Below are 13,626 nucleotides of genomic sequence, written 5' to 3'. Positions count from 1 at the left end.
AAAGGGAGGAGGCCGGAGGGCGATGAACCACCAGCTAGCCGCAACCAATCGCGACATGGGGGGTGTTGTCACCGTCACCCCTGAAAACGTCTCGAAGATCGGCGGTATTCCCCGCCTTGCAAAGCTCGTCTTCAGGACGCTCGCACGGGTGCGCCATGGGTCGATGACCGTGACCCTGCCTGACGGCCGCCGCCTGCTCTTCCGCGGCACAGAGCCGGGCGAAGATGCCGAAATCATCATTCGCGACTACCGGCTCACGCAGCGATTCTTCGCCGGCGGCGATCTTGGCGCTGCCGAAGCCTTTCTAGACGGCATGTGGGACAGCCCGAACGTAACCGCCTTCTTGCAATTCTTCATCCGCAACAAGGACGCGCTTCAGGACAAGCTCACCGGAATGCCTGCCATGCGCCTTCTCTCCCGGCTCGCCCATCTGATGCGCCGAAATTCGAAGACCGGCTCGAAGCGCAACATCGAATATCATTACGACCTCGGCAACAGCTTCTACGACCGCTGGCTCGACCCGACCATGACCTATTCCTCGGCTCTGTTCGAGCACCCGGATCAGGAACTGTCCAAAGCCCAAACCAACAAGTACCGGACGCTCGCCCGCAACATGGATCTCCGGCCTGAGCATCACCTGCTGGAAATCGGCAGCGGCTGGGGCGGCTTCGCGGAATTTGCTGCGAGCGAAATCGGCTGCCGCGTCACCGGCATCACCATCAGCAAGGAGCAGCTCGCCTTCGCCCGCGAGCGAATGGAAAAGAAGCAGCTCTCGCACAAGGTCGAGATCCGCTATCAGGACTACCGCGACGTTGAGGATAAATTTGACCGCATCGCCTCCATCGAAATGTTCGAGGCTGTCGGCGAGCAATACTGGCCTGCCTATTTCGGCAAGGTCCGCGACTGCCTGAAGCCCGGAGGCAAGGCCGGGCTGCAGATCATCACCATTGCCGACCGTTCATTCGATTCCTATCGCAAGCGGGCTGATTTCATCCAGCGCTACATCTTCCCGGGAGGCATGTTGCCCTCACCCTCGGTGCTGCGCCAGCAGGTATCGCAGGCCGGCCTCGCATGGGCGGGCAATCTCGAATTCGGCCTCGATTATGCGGAAACGCTGAAGCAGTGGCGTGACCGCTTCCGGCTTGCCTGGCCTGATATCCGACATCAGGGCTTCGACGAACGGTTCCGGCGCATGTGGGAATATTACCTGTCCTATTGCGAGGCCGGTTTCCGCGCCGGAAACATAGACGTCACTCAGGTAACGCTGGCGCGCTCCTGACCGGCGCCGTCGCGGATCACCGATAGAAAAGCCCTGCCATACCGCGCAATCTTGGCGCCGCCGATACCGGGAATATCGGCAAGTGCCGCCTCGCTTGCAGGCCGGCGCCGCGTCATTTCTCGCAGCGTTGTATCGTGGAAGATCACGTAAGGCGGTACACCCTGCTCCTTCGCAAGCCGCAGCCGTTCAGCGCGGAGCGCCTGGAACAGCGCCTCGTCTTCCGGCGACGCCCAGATTTCGGCCCCGGCACTCGCGCCCCGGCGTTTGCTTGAGGTGGCAGGATCCCGGCGCAACTCGATCTTTTGCTCGCCGCGCAGCACTGGCCGCGCCTCGTCCTCAAGCGTCAGCGCGCTGTAGGCCGCATGATCGACGGCGATAATACCCCGCGCCGAAAGCTGCCGGAACACCGATTGCCAGCCCTTCTTGTCGAGCTCACGGCCGACACCGAATGTCGGTAACTCATGATGCCTTCCGCGCTCGACTTTCTCTGTCATATTGCCCAGCAGCACGTCGATGATGTGCCCCGCGCCATAGCGCTGTCCGGTGCGATAAATCGCCGACAGCGCCTTCCGCGCCGCCTCCGTCCCGTCCCACAATTCCGCCGGCTCAAGACAGCTGTCGCAATTGCCGCATTCGCCGCCATGCGCCTCACCGAAATGCGCAAGCAATGCCTGCCGCCGGCATGTAACTGTTTCGCAAATGCCGAGCAGCGCATCGAGCTTCATCCGCTCGACGCGCTTCACTTCGACGGGCGAAGCGCCTTCGTCGATCATCCGGCGGCGAAGTGCGGCATCGCCCATGCCGTGGATCATCCATGCGGCAGCGGGCAGCCCGTCGCGGCCCGCGCGCCCCGTCTCCTGATAATAAGCCTCGACGCTCGAGGGCAGATCAAGATGCGCCACGAAACGAACATCCGGCTTGTCGATCCCCATGCCGAAGGCAATGGTCGCGACCAGCACGACACCGTCTTCCTTGATGAAGGAATCCTGATTTGCGTCCCGCAACTCGCGGTCGAGGCCCGCATGATAGGGCAGTGCCGCGAAACCCTCTTCCGCGAGCCATTCGGCCGTTTCCTCGACCTTCTTCCGGCTCAGGCAATAGACAATGCCGCTCTCGCCTTTTCGCGTTCGCAGGAAATCGCGCAATTGCCGCCGCGCATTTTCCTTCCGCGCAATCGTGTATGAAATGTTCGGCCTGTCGAAACTCGCGGAGAACACTCTGGCATCGTCAAGCTGCAGCCGGTGAATGAGATCGTCGCGCGTCTGCGGATCGGCCGTCGCCGTCAAGGCAAGGCGCGGTACGCCGGGAAACCCCTCCTTGAGTGCGGCAAGCTGCATATATTCCGGCCGGAAATCATGCCCCCACTGGCTCACGCAATGCGCTTCGTCGATGGCAAACAGTGAAATGGACTGCCGCGACAGGAACTCGGTGAAGCCCCCGCTCGCCAGTCTCTCCGGGGTCACATAGAGAAGATCGAGTTCGCCCGCGGCCAGATCCTCGCGCACCAGGCGCGCCTCTTCGGGCACCAGCGCCGAATGAAGCGCCGCCGCTTTCACGCCCGATTGCCTGAGCGCCTCCACCTGATCGCGCATCAGCGCAATGAGCGGCGACACGACAATGCCCACGCCCGCTCGGCAGATCGCCGGTATCTGATAGCAAAGCGACTTCCCCGCCCCCGTCGGCAGCAGCACGACGGCATCGCCGCCATCAACCACATGCCGCACGATCTCCGCCTGCTGTCCGCGGAACGAGGGAAGGCCGAACACCTCCTTCAGAACCACATCCGCATTGGGCATCGTTTCACTTTCCGGGCTTCGCGCAGGCAGCGACTCATTCTCGTGCCCGGTAAACCTACCATCCCGTGCCGAACGGCAAACCCGATCCGCCGCGAAAAGTGTGCAAGAAGCCTCGCCCATGCCGGGCACCGCCTGCTAGCTTGACGGCCACGCTTATTTCCAGCCGGAGCCCTCATGGAACCTCGCCTCACACCGACGCCGCGCAGCCTTGCCGACATTGAGATCAAGACGCGGGAAATCGTCGGCCGGGGCTGGGGCCGGATCGAGCGTTTCGTATTCCGCCACAAGCGATTCGATGGCGGCTGGTCCGATGAAGTGACGCGCGACGTATACACCATTGCCGAAGTTGTGAACGTGCTGCCCTATGACCCGAAGCTTGGCGCCGTTGTGCTGATCGAGCAGTTCCGCACCTGCGGGCTCGTCTGGGGCGAAGCGACGTGGCTCTTCGAAGCGGTCGCCGGCATCCGTGAGGAAGGCGAGGCGCCGGAAGACGTCGCCCGCCGCGAGGCGGTGGAAGAAGCGGGCTGCCAGATCGGCCGCCTTCACCCGGTTTCCACCGTCTGGTCGTCGCCCGGTGGCTATGGCGAGCGAGCCTCGCTTTTCGTGGGTGAGGCGGACCTGTCATCGGTTGGCGGCATCCACGGTCTCGCCCATGAGCATGAGGATATCCGTGCCGTCGTCGTCCCCCTTGCCGAGGCCTACCAGGCCACGAAAGACGGCCGCATCACGGATACAAAGACAATCCTTCTAATTCAATGGCTTGTGATGAACAGCAAAGACATTGCCTGAGGCCAAAAATCGCGTTCCCGCCTTGAATGGCGGCATCCCCCTCCGTATGTTCCTTCTCGCCCTGCCTTCCGGCGCGGGCCGGTTCCACAAAGACAGAAACGAAGCTCATGGACATCAAGAACGGCCTCGTCGACTCGATCGGCAATACCCCCATGATTCGCCTGAAGCGCGCCTCCGAGGAAACCGGCTGCGACATTCTTGGCAAGGCGGAGTTTCTGAACCCCGGCCAGTCCGTGAAGGACCGCGCCGCCCTCTACATCATCAATGATGCGGTGAAGCGCGGCGCACTGAGGCCAGGCGGCGTCATCGTGGAAGGCACGGCCGGCAACACAGGCATCGGCTTGGCCCTTGTCGGCAATGCGCTTGGCTTCCGCTCGGTCATCGTCATCCCGGAAACACAGTCGCAGGAAAAGAAGGACATGCTCCGCCTCTGCGGCGCGGAGCTTATCGAAGTCCCGGCCGTTCCCTACAAGGACCAGAACAACTACGTGAAATATTCCGGCCGCCTTGCCGATGAACTCGCCGCAAAGGAGCCGAACGGCGCCATCTGGGCGAACCAGTTCGACAATGTCGCGAACCGTCAGGCCCATATCGAAACCACCGGTCCGGAAATCTGGAAGCAGACCGACGGCAAGGTTGACGGATTCATCTGCGCCGTCGGCACAGGCGGCACGCTCGCCGGCACCGGCATGGCGCTGAAGGAGCGCAACAGGAACATCCAGATCGGCCTCGCCGATCCCATGGGTGCTGCGCTTTACCATTATTACAAGCATGGCGAGCTGAAAGCCGAAGGCACCTCCATCACCGAAGGCATCGGCCAAGGCCGCATCACCGCGAACCTCGAAGACGCGCCGATCGATCAGGCCTACCAGATCCCCGACGAAGAGGCCCTGCCCATCGTCTTCGATCTTCTGAAGCATGAAGGTCTTTGCCTCGGCGGTTCGAGCGGCATCAACATCGCCGGTGCGATCCGCCTCGCAAAGGAAATGGGCCCCGGCCATACGATCGTCACAGTGCTCTGCGATTACGGCACGCGCTACCAGAGCAAGATGTTCAACCCCGCCTTCCTGCGCGAAAAGAACCTGCCTGTGCCCGATTGGCTTTGATGAAAGGCAAGGACGAGGATAGATGCCGCAGCCGACCTCCCCGCTCGTAACAACCGAATGGCTGGCCGCGCATCTCGATGCGCCTGACATAAGCATCGTCGACGCCTCCTGGTATCTGCCGCAGATGCAGCGTGATGCGAAGGCGGAATACACGGCTGCGCATATTCCCGGCGCCGTCTTCTTCGACATTGACGAGATCTGCGATCTCGACAGCCCATACCCGCACATGCTGCCGAGCCCGGAGAAATTCTCCTCCCGTGTCCGCGCCATGGGCCTTGGCGATGGCAATCGTATTGTCGTTTATGACGGCGCGGGGCTCTTCAGCGCCGCCCGCGTATGGTGGATGTTCCGCGTCATGGGCCATGAGGATGTCGTGGTACTCGATGGCGGCATGAAAAAATGGAAAGCGGAGGGCCGCCCCGTGGATGATCGCACGCCCCGTCATTCGGCGCGCCACTTCACCGCCCGCCGCAACGCCGGCCTCATCCGCGACCGCGACGCCATGCTCCGGAACATCGACACCTGCGCCGAACAGGTCCTCGATGCACGCAGCGCCGGGCGCTTCGCAGGCACGGAGCCGGAGCCGCGCGCAGGCCTTCGCGGCGGCCATATTCCCGGCAGCTTCAACCTGCCCGCCGGAGAGCTTGTCGCCGCCGACGGCACCATGAAAAAGCGGGATGATTTGAAGGCCCTGTTCGAGAAGGCCGGCACCGACTTGGCCCGCCCCGTCGTCACAACTTGCGGCTCGGGCGTCACCGCATCCATCCTCGCCTTGGGCCTCGCCGTTCTCGGCAATCCCCACGTCCCGGTCTATGATGGGTCATGGGCCGAATGGGGCGCTACCCCGGAGCTTCCCGCAGAGACTTGAAAAGAGACCTGAAAAGAGACCTGAGAATCGCGAATATCGGCATGGGCAAGAAGCACAAGACAGTCGTCACCCATCTCGAAATGCTGTCAGAGCCGCGCCTGCCTCCTTGCCCGCGCCCGCTCGGCAAATATGCGTTGATGCGCGCCGAGAACCCGCCGGTCCATTTCTATCGCTATCTCTACGATTCGGTCGGCCGCGACTATGTATGGGTGAACCGCAAGCGTCTTTCCAACGAGGCTCTCTCCGACATCATCCATCACCCCGAAGTCGCGATCTATGTGCTCTATTGTGGCGGCGTTCCCGCCGGATATTTCGAACTGGACTTCCGTTCGATGCCGCGCGCCGAAATCTCGTTTCTGGGTCTCATGCCGGAACATATCGGCTCCGGCATCGGCAGCTTCATCCTGCGGGAGGCTATCCTCACCGCTTGGGCGCATGGCCCCGAGCGCCTCATCATCCAGACCTGTACGCTGGACCATCCTCGCGCCCTCCCCCTCTATCAGCGCATGGGCTTCACGCCCTATGCCCAGGAAGAAGTGGAACTGGAAGAGGTGGACTGAGTTCCTTGCGTCGCTAATGCGCCAGTATCTGCGCCAGAAATTCCTTCGTCCGCGCATTCTTCGGCGCGCTGAAGAATTCCGCAGGCGGCGCCTGCTCGACAATTCGTCCCTCGTCCATGAATACGACGCGGTTCGCAACCTCTCGCGCAAAGCCCATTTCATGCGTCACGCAGAGCATGGTCATGCCGTCTTCGGCAAGCTCCACCATGACGTCCAGCACTTCCTTGATCATCTCGGGATCGAGCGCGGAGGTCGGCTCATCGAACAGCATCACTTTCGGGTTCATGCAGAGTGCACGTGCAATGGCAACGCGCTGCTGCTGCCCTCCTGACAGCTGACCAGGAAATTTTTCCGCCTGCTCGGGAATGCGCACTCGCTCCAGAAATTTCATCGCAAGGTCGCGCGCGGCCTTTTCCGGCATCTTGCGCACCCAGAGCGGTGCCAGCGTGCAGTTTTCCAGTACCGTCATATGCGGAAACAGATTGAACTGCTGGAACACCATCCCAACTTCGCGGCGCACCTCGTCGATGCGCTTGAGGTCTTCCGTCAACTCCACACCGTCAATGACGATGCTTCCCTCTTCATGCGGCTCTAGATGATTTATGCAGCGGATGAGCGTCGATTTGCCTGAGCCGGACGGCCCGGCAATCACAATACGCTCACCCTCGTTCACCGTCAGGTCGACATCTTTCAGCACATGAAAATCGCCGAACCATTTGTTTACGCCTTTCATCTCGATCATCACCTTGTCCGAGACCTTGAGGCGTTTCCCGTTGCCGTCTGACATGGTTTTCTCCTAGCGCTCGCGCGTCGTATCAAGGCGCCGTTCCATGAAGTTCGAATATTGCGACATGCCGAAGCAGAACACCCAGAACACGAGTGCCGCGAAGATGTAGCCCGTCAGCGCGCCTTGCGGAATCGTCCAGTTCGGATCGGCAAGCTGCGCCCGCACCTGACCGAGCAGATCGAAAATACCGACGATCAGCACCAGCGTCGTATCCTTGAAGAGACCGATGAAGGTGTTGACGATGCCTGGGATCACGTGGCGTAGCGCCTGCGGCAGCACCACTTGCCCCATCGCCTGCCAATAGGTGAGGCCGAGAGCGCGGGCCGCCTCATATTGCCCGGCGGGGATCGCCTGCAACCCGCCGCGCACCACTTCCGCCATATAGGCCGATGAGAAAAGCGCCACGCCCACGAGACAGCGTAGCAGATTGTCCGGGTTCATGCCTTCCGGCAGGAAAAGAGGCAGCATAACGCTTGCCATGAACAATACGGTGATGAGCGGCACACCGCGCCAGAATTCGATGAAGATGATGCAGAGCATCCTTATCGCAGGCATATCCGACCGCCGGCCAAGCGCGAGCAGCACACCGAGCGGCAGCGATGCGACGATGCCGGTGATCGCCACGACAAGAGTAACGAGGAGCCCGCCCCATTCGCTGGTAGGCACAGGCGGAAGGCCCGGTCTGTCGCCTGCCAGAAGCACGATCGCCACAAGCGGAAAGACAACGAGCAGTAGCACGAGATTAAGCCGGCGCGCCGGCAGCCCCGGAATGAGCATCGGCAGGATAACAGCGACACCAAGCGCAAATGTCAGATTGACGCGCCAGATTTCCTCCGGCGGATAACGGCCATAGATGAACTGGTCGATATTCGCCCAGATGAAGGGCCAGCACATGCCCGCACCGGGCGCGAGACAGGCCTCGCGCGTCGCGCCCGTCCACACAGCACTGAAAATCGTGAAGTCGAGAACCGGCGGCACCGTCAGCCACAACAGATAGGCCGAGGCAAGGGTAAGGATCGTATTACCGGTGCCCGAAAAGAGATTGCGTTGTGCCCATACGAGTGGACTCAGGCTCTTGCTGCGTGGCGCAATGCGCGCGGTGATGTCGTTCATCGCCATGCGTCATCGCTCCTTCAGCGCGATGCGCGCATTGTACCAGTTCATCAGCAGCGAAGTGACGAGGCTGAGAGTGAGATAGACCGCCATGGTGAGCGCGATGACCTCGATCGCCTGGCCCGTCTGGTTCAGCACCGTGCCCGCGAACACCGCCACGAGATCGGGATAGGCAATGGCAACTGCAAGCGAAGAGTTCTTCGTGAGATTGAGAATCTGGCTCGTCAGCGGCGGAATGATAAGCCTGAGCGCCTGCGGAATGACGACGAGGCGGAGCGTCGTGCTGTCTTTCAGTCCAAGTGCCGCCGCCGCTTCCCGCTGCCCCTTGCTGACTGACTGGATACCCGCCCGCACGATTTCTGCGATGAAGCCCGCCGTATAGAGCGTGAGTCCGAGTACCAGAGCCACGAATTCCGGCAGCAGCCGCATCCCGCCATCGAAGTCGAAGCCCGCATGTTCCGCGAACTCAAGCTCGAAGGGCGCGCCGGCGGCAAGCCAGGCGAACCCCGGCAGAACTATGAGGAGCGCAAGCGACGTCCGCCATGCCGGAAACAGCTGCCCTGTCGCGGCCTGCCGCTTACGCGACCATCGAATGAGAAAGAAGCCCGCAACCAGCGCCACGGCAATCGCGATAAAAAACAAATTCGCCGCCGAGCCAAAAATCGGCTCCGGCAAAATGAGCCCGCGATTGTTGAGGAACACGCCGGGCAACGGCTCGATGCTTTCCGCGGGGCCGGGCAGCGGCCTCAGAACGGCGAAATACCAGAAGAAGAGATGCAGCAGCAGCGGAACATTCCGCATCACTTCGACATAACCCGCCGCAATCGTCGCAACGAGCCAGTTCCGCGACAGCCGCATCACGCCGATGAAAAAACCAAGCATCACCGAAAGCACAATGCCGATTGCCGCCACAACAAGTGTATTGAGCAGACCGACGAGAAAGGCGCACCCATAGCTCGATTGCTCGGTATAAGGGATAAGCGTCTGGATGATGCCGAAGCCCGCTGTCGTGTCGAGAAAGCCGAAGCCGGACGAAATATTCAAACGCGAAAGATTTTCCCGCGCCGTCGTCGCAAAGAACCAGACAAGAGAGACAACGGCGCCCAGCACCGCTGCCTGATAGGCAAATGAGCGCACACTCGGATTGTTCCAGCCAAGGGGCACCTTGCCCCCCCGCCCGCGCCGCCTGTTCCGCTCTGCCCCCATGCTCATGGTCTATCGTACAGGCGGAGCATATTGCAGACCGCCCTCCGTCCATTGCGCATTCAACCCCCGCTCGATGCCAAGCGGCGTGTTCTTGCCGACATTGCGCTCGAACATTTCGCCGTAGTTCCCGACGGCGCGGATCGCATTCGCCGCCCAGTCATTGCCGAGCCCGAGCGTCGAGCCATAGGCGCCTTCGCGCCCGAGGACGCGCCGCACGCGCGGATTGTCGCTTTCGAGCTTCTCTTCGACATTCTCGGAGGTGATACCAAGCTCTTCCGATTCGAGCAGCACATTGAGCGTCCAGCGCGCAATATTCTCCCATTGCGGGTCGCCCTGACGCACGGCGGGGCCGAGCGGCTCCTTCGAAATGATCTCGGACAGGATCATGTTCGCATCCGGATTGGCGAGCTTCAGTCGCGTCGCATAAAGGCCAGATGCGTCTGTCGTATAGGCATCGCACCGGCCGCGATCATAGGCGACGATCGCCTCGTCGTTCTTCTCGAAGGACAGCACCCGGTAGCTAAGGCCTCTGCTGCGGAAGTAGTCGGCGAGGTTGAGTTCCGTCGTCGTACCCGTTTCGGTGCAGATGGTCGCGCCTGCCAGATCCGCTGTCGTCTTGATGCCGGCCGCCTTCCGCACCATGAAGGACTGGCCATCGTAATAGGTAACGCCAACAAAATTGAAGCCAAGCTGCGTATCGCGCGACATCGTCCATGTCGTGTTGCGAGACAGAATATCGATCTCGCCGGATTGCAGCGCCGTGAAACGGTCCTTAGCCGAAAGCGGCCGGAAGCGAACCTGCTCCGCATTGCCGAAAACGGCCGCCGCAAGCGCGCGGCAAAAATCCGCATCGATGCCAGACCAGCGCCCGCGCTCATCGGGACTGGAAAAGCCGGGCAGCCCCTGGCTCACGCCACACTGGATGAAACCGCGCTGCCTGACCCGCCGCAGCGTGTCGCCGGCGGCCATCCGCTCGCCATCTTCCTCTGCCTGCAGCGTTGCACTTGCCGCGGCCTGCCGCTCGCCGTGTGCCAGCGGGTCATAGGGCAGGAAGAAGTAAAGGCCGCCGACACCGATCAGGATGCCCAAGATGAGCGCGACCACGGGATTCTTCATGGGGCTCCCTTTGAAGGACGAGGACGGCAATGCGCCGGTTTCGAATCTCCCGAGACTACCCGCCAGCGCCCGTCAGGCAAACCCTTGGCCGCTATCGGGTAATTTCGGAGGAATTTTACATTGCGCGCCGTTTTACCGTTAAATGCGCCTCAGGTGAACAGGCCGTGCGCACCGGCCGGGCCGCAAGGGGATCGAGAGAATGAAGAAGAAGCAGGATACGACGGTCATCACGGCAGGCCGCGACCCGGAAGCGAATTTCGGCATCGTCAATCCCCCAGTCTATCACGCCTCCACCGTAATCTACCCGACGCTCGAAGCGGTGAAGACACGCGCCCAGCCCGTCACCTATGGCCGCCGCGGCACGCCCACCACCTTCGCGCTGCAGGATGCGATCGCCGAACTCGAAGGCGGCTATCGCGCTCTCGTTACCTCCTCCGGGCTCTCCGCCGTCACCACGGCGCTTCTCGCGCATCTCAAGGCGGGCGACCATCTGCTGATGACCGACAGCGCCTACGAGCCGACACGCACCTTCTGCAACAATGTGCTGAGGCGCTACGGCGTCGACGTCGAATATTACGATCCGCGCATCGGCGCCGGTATCTCGTCCATCCTGCGCGAGAATACCGCCGTCGTCTTCACGGAGTCGCCCGGCTCCGTCACCTTCGAGGTGCAGGATATTCCCGCCATCGCCGATGCGACGCACAAGACGGGCGCAACGCTGCTCCTCGACAACACCTGGGCCTCACCGCTCTATTTCAAGCCTTTCGAGCACGGCGTCGATGTTTCGATCCAGGCCGTTACCAAATATCTCTGTGGCCATTCCGACGTGATGATGGGCTCGATCACGGCAACCGAAGACGCCTGGAAGAAAACGCTCGAAACCCACGGCAATATCGGCCAATGCGCAGCACCCGATGACGTCTATCTCGTGCTGCGCGGCATCCGCACGCTTTCTGTCCGCCTCGAACGCCACATGCAGACGGGCATCGCCCTTGCCGAATGGTTGAGCAAGCGCCCGGAAGTGGCCCGCGTCATTCATCCCGCGCGCGCAGATCACCCGGATCATGCAATCTGGAAACGCGACTTCACCGGCGCAAGCGGCCTCTTCTCCATCGAGCTGAAGCCCACGTCCGAAAAGGCGCTTGCCGCCATGCTCGATGGTCTTGAATATTTCGGCATGGGTTATTCCTGGGGCGGCTTTGAAAGCCTCATCATCCCGCAATATCCGAAGAAGATGCGCACGGCGACGGAATGGAAGGCGGAAGGCCAGATCCTCCGCCTTCATGCCGGACTTGAAGACATCGAAGACCTCAAAGCCGATCTCGAAGCCGGCTTCGCGCGCCTCGGCGCCGCTGCCTGACGAAAAGAAACGGAGAATTGATGACCCGCGAAGTGAAAAGCGAGATCACCGGCAAGGTCTGGAAGATAGAGGCGCGTCCCGGCGACCGGATTGACGAGGACGATCCGATCCTCATTCTCGAATCCATGAAAATGGAAATTCCCGTCGCAGCTCCCTTCGACTGCGTGCTCGTTGAGATTCTCGTCGCGGAAGAAGATGCCGTCGCCGAAGGTCAGGCTATCGCCATCGTGGAGCGCACCTAAACCTCTCCGAAAATCCGCTTCAGATGCGCATTGAGGAACTTGCCCGAAGGATCGAGCTTGCGCCGCAAGGCACAGAATTCATCCCACTTCGGATAGAGCGTGGCGAATTCGCGCGCACCCAGCGTGTGCAGCTTGCCCCAATGGGGGCGGCCTTCATACTTGCGGAAGATGGCCTCCACACCGGCAAACAGATCCTCGTAAGGCTGCTTGTGATACTGGTGCACGGAGATCGTCACGCTGTCCCGCTTGTAGAACGGGCTCAGCCAGGCATCGTCCGCCGCTACATACCGAAACTCGAGCGGAAACAGGAAATTCACGCCGCATTTGCGCGTATGCTCGCCGACTTCGCGAATGCAGTCCGGGCCTCTGTCGGCCGGCACCGCATATTCCATCTCGTTGAAGCGCACATTGCGGTCGCTCGGGAATGCATCATGCGACCAGCGCACTTTCTTCTGAAACTCGGCTCCATCTTCCTTTGCGCCCGCCGCATAGCGCGATCCGCTCGCCGATGTGAGAAAGCGTTGCAGCGGCCCACGCAGAAAAGGCAGCGCGCGCGAAAGATCGCAGGCCCGCATCATGATCTTGTCCGAGCGCGCCAATTCGCCGTCCGGCATCCGCCGCCGCGGCTTCGGCTCGACATCTGTCTCGCGCAGGAATTTAACCAGCGCCTCCTTCGCGAAGGGAAACCAGAAGAACTCGAAATGCCGGTTCGCGTCGCGCAGCTCTTCGGCGCGCCGCAAAGCCTCCTCGATCGGCATGCGGCCGCCATCTTCTTCCAGCGCATAGATCGGCCGGCACTTCATGGTGATTTCCGTCATTACACCAAGACTGCCGAAGCTCACGCGGCCAGCATCGAACACATCCGCATTCTCGTTCGCATTGCAGGCCAGAATCTCGCCGCTCGCCGTTACGAGCCGGAAGCCTGTCACGGCGGAGGATAGCGAGCCGAGCGTTCCGCCCGTGCCATGTGTGCCCGTGCCGACGGCTCCCGCCAGCGCCTGCCTGTCGATATCGCCCTGATTGACGAGCGCAAGTCCGCGCTCGAAAAGCTCCGGCCCGAGATCGCGGATCGTCGTCCCCGCCTTGATGCGCGCCGTCTCGTTCGCCTCGTCATGGTCGATCACGCCTGCAAGGCCCCAGAGCGTCATCAGTGTACCGTTGCTCTCCACCAGCGGCGTGAATGAATGACCCCGCCCGGCAACGCGAATGGGCGCGGGCGCGGTCTTGATGACCTCGGCCACTTCTTCCTCGTTCGATGGCGCCGCCAAATTCTGCGGCCACGCCTTGACCCAACCGGACCAGTTCGACCAAACATCCGTCATCAATGCCTCCTCTTGCGCACCTCAATGATAGCGAAGCGCGCGCCCCAATGCTCGAAAAATGAAAAGCCCCGGCGAATTGACC

13 protein-coding genes are annotated in these 13,626 nt (G+C 61.5%); 7 read left to right on the top strand and 6 right to left on the bottom strand.

The window, feature by feature from the left end:
- Window positions 1-22: 22 nt before the first annotated feature.
- Window positions 23-1,279, top strand: a complete 1,257-nt coding sequence (locus ACK4FH_RS12115; protein ID WP_409813994.1) for a class I SAM-dependent methyltransferase — start codon at window positions 23-25, stop codon at window positions 1,277-1,279.
- Here ACK4FH_RS12115 and recQ read toward each other — a convergent pair.
- Window positions 1,255-3,075 (bottom strand): DNA helicase RecQ, encoded by a 1,821-nt coding sequence (gene recQ / locus ACK4FH_RS12110; protein WP_409813991.1) that lies wholly within the window; start codon window positions 3,073-3,075, stop codon window positions 1,255-1,257. The two genes, ACK4FH_RS12115 and recQ, sit on opposite strands and share 25 nt — an antisense overlap.
- A gap of 174 nt (window positions 3,076-3,249) precedes the next feature.
- Here recQ and ACK4FH_RS12105 point away from each other — a divergent pair, with 174 nt between their 5' ends.
- From ACK4FH_RS12105 to ACK4FH_RS12090, 4 genes are all read left to right on the top strand, one after another.
- Complete coding sequence (locus ACK4FH_RS12105) at window positions 3,250-3,864, top strand: NUDIX domain-containing protein (RefSeq protein ID WP_409813989.1); 615 nt, start codon at window positions 3,250-3,252, stop codon at window positions 3,862-3,864.
- Window positions 3,865-3,971: 107 nt separating this feature from the next.
- The gene (locus ACK4FH_RS12100; RefSeq protein ID WP_409813987.1) at window positions 3,972-4,970 is read left to right on the top strand and encodes a cysteine synthase A; all 999 of its coding nucleotides are present in this window, start codon (window positions 3,972-3,974) and stop codon (window positions 4,968-4,970) included.
- A gap of 22 nt (window positions 4,971-4,992) precedes the next feature.
- Entirely contained in the window at window positions 4,993-5,838 is an 846-nt protein-coding gene (gene sseA / locus ACK4FH_RS12095; RefSeq protein WP_409813985.1) for a 3-mercaptopyruvate sulfurtransferase, read from the top strand.
- 41 nt (window positions 5,839-5,879) lie between these two features.
- On the top strand, window positions 5,880-6,398 hold the full coding sequence (locus tag ACK4FH_RS12090; protein WP_409813983.1) for a GNAT family N-acetyltransferase: 519 nt from the start codon (window positions 5,880-5,882) through the stop codon (window positions 6,396-6,398).
- 13 nt (window positions 6,399-6,411) lie between these two features.
- Here ACK4FH_RS12090 and ACK4FH_RS12085 read toward each other — a convergent pair whose 3' ends face one another.
- Genes ACK4FH_RS12085 through ACK4FH_RS12070 form a run of 4 tightly spaced genes read right to left on the bottom strand, consistent with a single transcriptional unit; the run spans window position 6,412 to window position 10,473 of the window.
- Window positions 6,412-7,185, bottom strand: a complete 774-nt coding sequence (locus tag ACK4FH_RS12085; protein ID WP_409813980.1) for an amino acid ABC transporter ATP-binding protein — start codon at window positions 7,183-7,185, stop codon at window positions 6,412-6,414.
- 9 nt (window positions 7,186-7,194) lie between these two features.
- Window positions 7,195-8,304, bottom strand: coding sequence for an amino acid ABC transporter permease (locus ACK4FH_RS12080; RefSeq protein ID WP_409813979.1), 1,110 nt, complete (start codon window positions 8,302-8,304; stop codon window positions 7,195-7,197).
- A gap of 3 nt (window positions 8,305-8,307) precedes the next feature.
- On the bottom strand, window positions 8,308-9,504 hold the full coding sequence (locus tag ACK4FH_RS12075) for an amino acid ABC transporter permease (RefSeq protein ID WP_409815271.1): 1,197 nt from the start codon (window positions 9,502-9,504) through the stop codon (window positions 8,308-8,310).
- A gap of 9 nt (window positions 9,505-9,513) precedes the next feature.
- Entirely contained in the window at window positions 9,514-10,473 is a 960-nt protein-coding gene (locus ACK4FH_RS12070) for an amino acid ABC transporter substrate-binding protein (RefSeq protein WP_409815268.1), read from the bottom strand.
- 346 nt (window positions 10,474-10,819) lie between these two features.
- On the opposite strand from ACK4FH_RS12070, the gene metC reads away from it, so the two are divergent.
- Entirely contained in the window at window positions 10,820-11,980 is a 1,161-nt protein-coding gene (gene metC, locus ACK4FH_RS12065; RefSeq protein WP_409813976.1) for a cystathionine beta-lyase, read from the top strand.
- 20 nt (window positions 11,981-12,000) lie between these two features.
- Window positions 12,001-12,222 (top strand): acetyl-CoA carboxylase biotin carboxyl carrier protein subunit, encoded by a 222-nt coding sequence (locus ACK4FH_RS12060; protein WP_409813973.1) that lies wholly within the window; start codon window positions 12,001-12,003, stop codon window positions 12,220-12,222.
- Here ACK4FH_RS12060 and ACK4FH_RS12055 read toward each other — a convergent pair.
- Window positions 12,219-13,544 carry a D-arabinono-1,4-lactone oxidase gene (locus ACK4FH_RS12055; protein ID WP_409813971.1) on the bottom strand — a complete coding sequence of 442 codons (1,326 nt, stop codon included), beginning with the start codon at window positions 13,542-13,544 and terminating at the stop codon, window positions 12,219-12,221. The two genes, ACK4FH_RS12060 and ACK4FH_RS12055, sit on opposite strands and share 4 nt — an antisense overlap.
- Window positions 13,545-13,626: the final 82 nt, after the last annotated feature.

This window comes from Parvibaculum sp. (genome assembly GCF_046297875.1).
Taxonomy (GTDB): domain Bacteria; phylum Pseudomonadota; class Alphaproteobacteria; order Parvibaculales; family Parvibaculaceae; genus Parvibaculum.
Note: the sequence above shows the minus strand (reverse complement) of the source record. Positions and strands in the feature narration are given on the sequence as shown.

Bases quoted from the DNA above. Each gene is read 5' to 3' on its own strand.
- ACK4FH_RS12115 (WP_409813994.1), top strand. From the start codon at position 23: ATGAACCACCAGCTAGCCGCAACCAATCGCGACATGGGGGGTGTTGTC.
- recQ (WP_409813991.1), bottom strand. From the start codon at position 3,075: ATGCCCAATGCGGATGTGGTTCTGAAGGAGGTGTTCGGCCTTCCCTCG.
- ACK4FH_RS12105 (WP_409813989.1), top strand. From the start codon at position 3,250: ATGGAACCTCGCCTCACACCGACGCCGCGCAGCCTTGCCGACATTGAG.
- ACK4FH_RS12100 (WP_409813987.1), top strand. From the start codon at position 3,972: ATGGACATCAAGAACGGCCTCGTCGACTCGATCGGCAATACCCCCATG.
- sseA (WP_409813985.1), top strand. From the start codon at position 4,993: ATGCCGCAGCCGACCTCCCCGCTCGTAACAACCGAATGGCTGGCCGCG.
- ACK4FH_RS12090 (WP_409813983.1), top strand. From the start codon at position 5,880: ATGGGCAAGAAGCACAAGACAGTCGTCACCCATCTCGAAATGCTGTCA.
- ACK4FH_RS12085 (WP_409813980.1), bottom strand. From the start codon at position 7,185: ATGTCAGACGGCAACGGGAAACGCCTCAAGGTCTCGGACAAGGTGATG.
- ACK4FH_RS12080 (WP_409813979.1), bottom strand. From the start codon at position 8,304: ATGGCGATGAACGACATCACCGCGCGCATTGCGCCACGCAGCAAGAGC.
- ACK4FH_RS12075 (WP_409815271.1), bottom strand. From the start codon at position 9,504: ATGGGGGCAGAGCGGAACAGGCGGCGCGGGCGGGGGGGCAAGGTGCCC.
- ACK4FH_RS12070 (WP_409815268.1), bottom strand. From the start codon at position 10,473: ATGGCCGCCGGCGACACGCTGCGGCGGGTCAGGCAGCGCGGTTTCATC.
- metC (WP_409813976.1), top strand. From the start codon at position 10,820: ATGAAGAAGAAGCAGGATACGACGGTCATCACGGCAGGCCGCGACCCG.
- ACK4FH_RS12060 (WP_409813973.1), top strand. From the start codon at position 12,001: ATGACCCGCGAAGTGAAAAGCGAGATCACCGGCAAGGTCTGGAAGATA.
- ACK4FH_RS12055 (WP_409813971.1), bottom strand. From the start codon at position 13,544: ATGACGGATGTTTGGTCGAACTGGTCCGGTTGGGTCAAGGCGTGGCCG.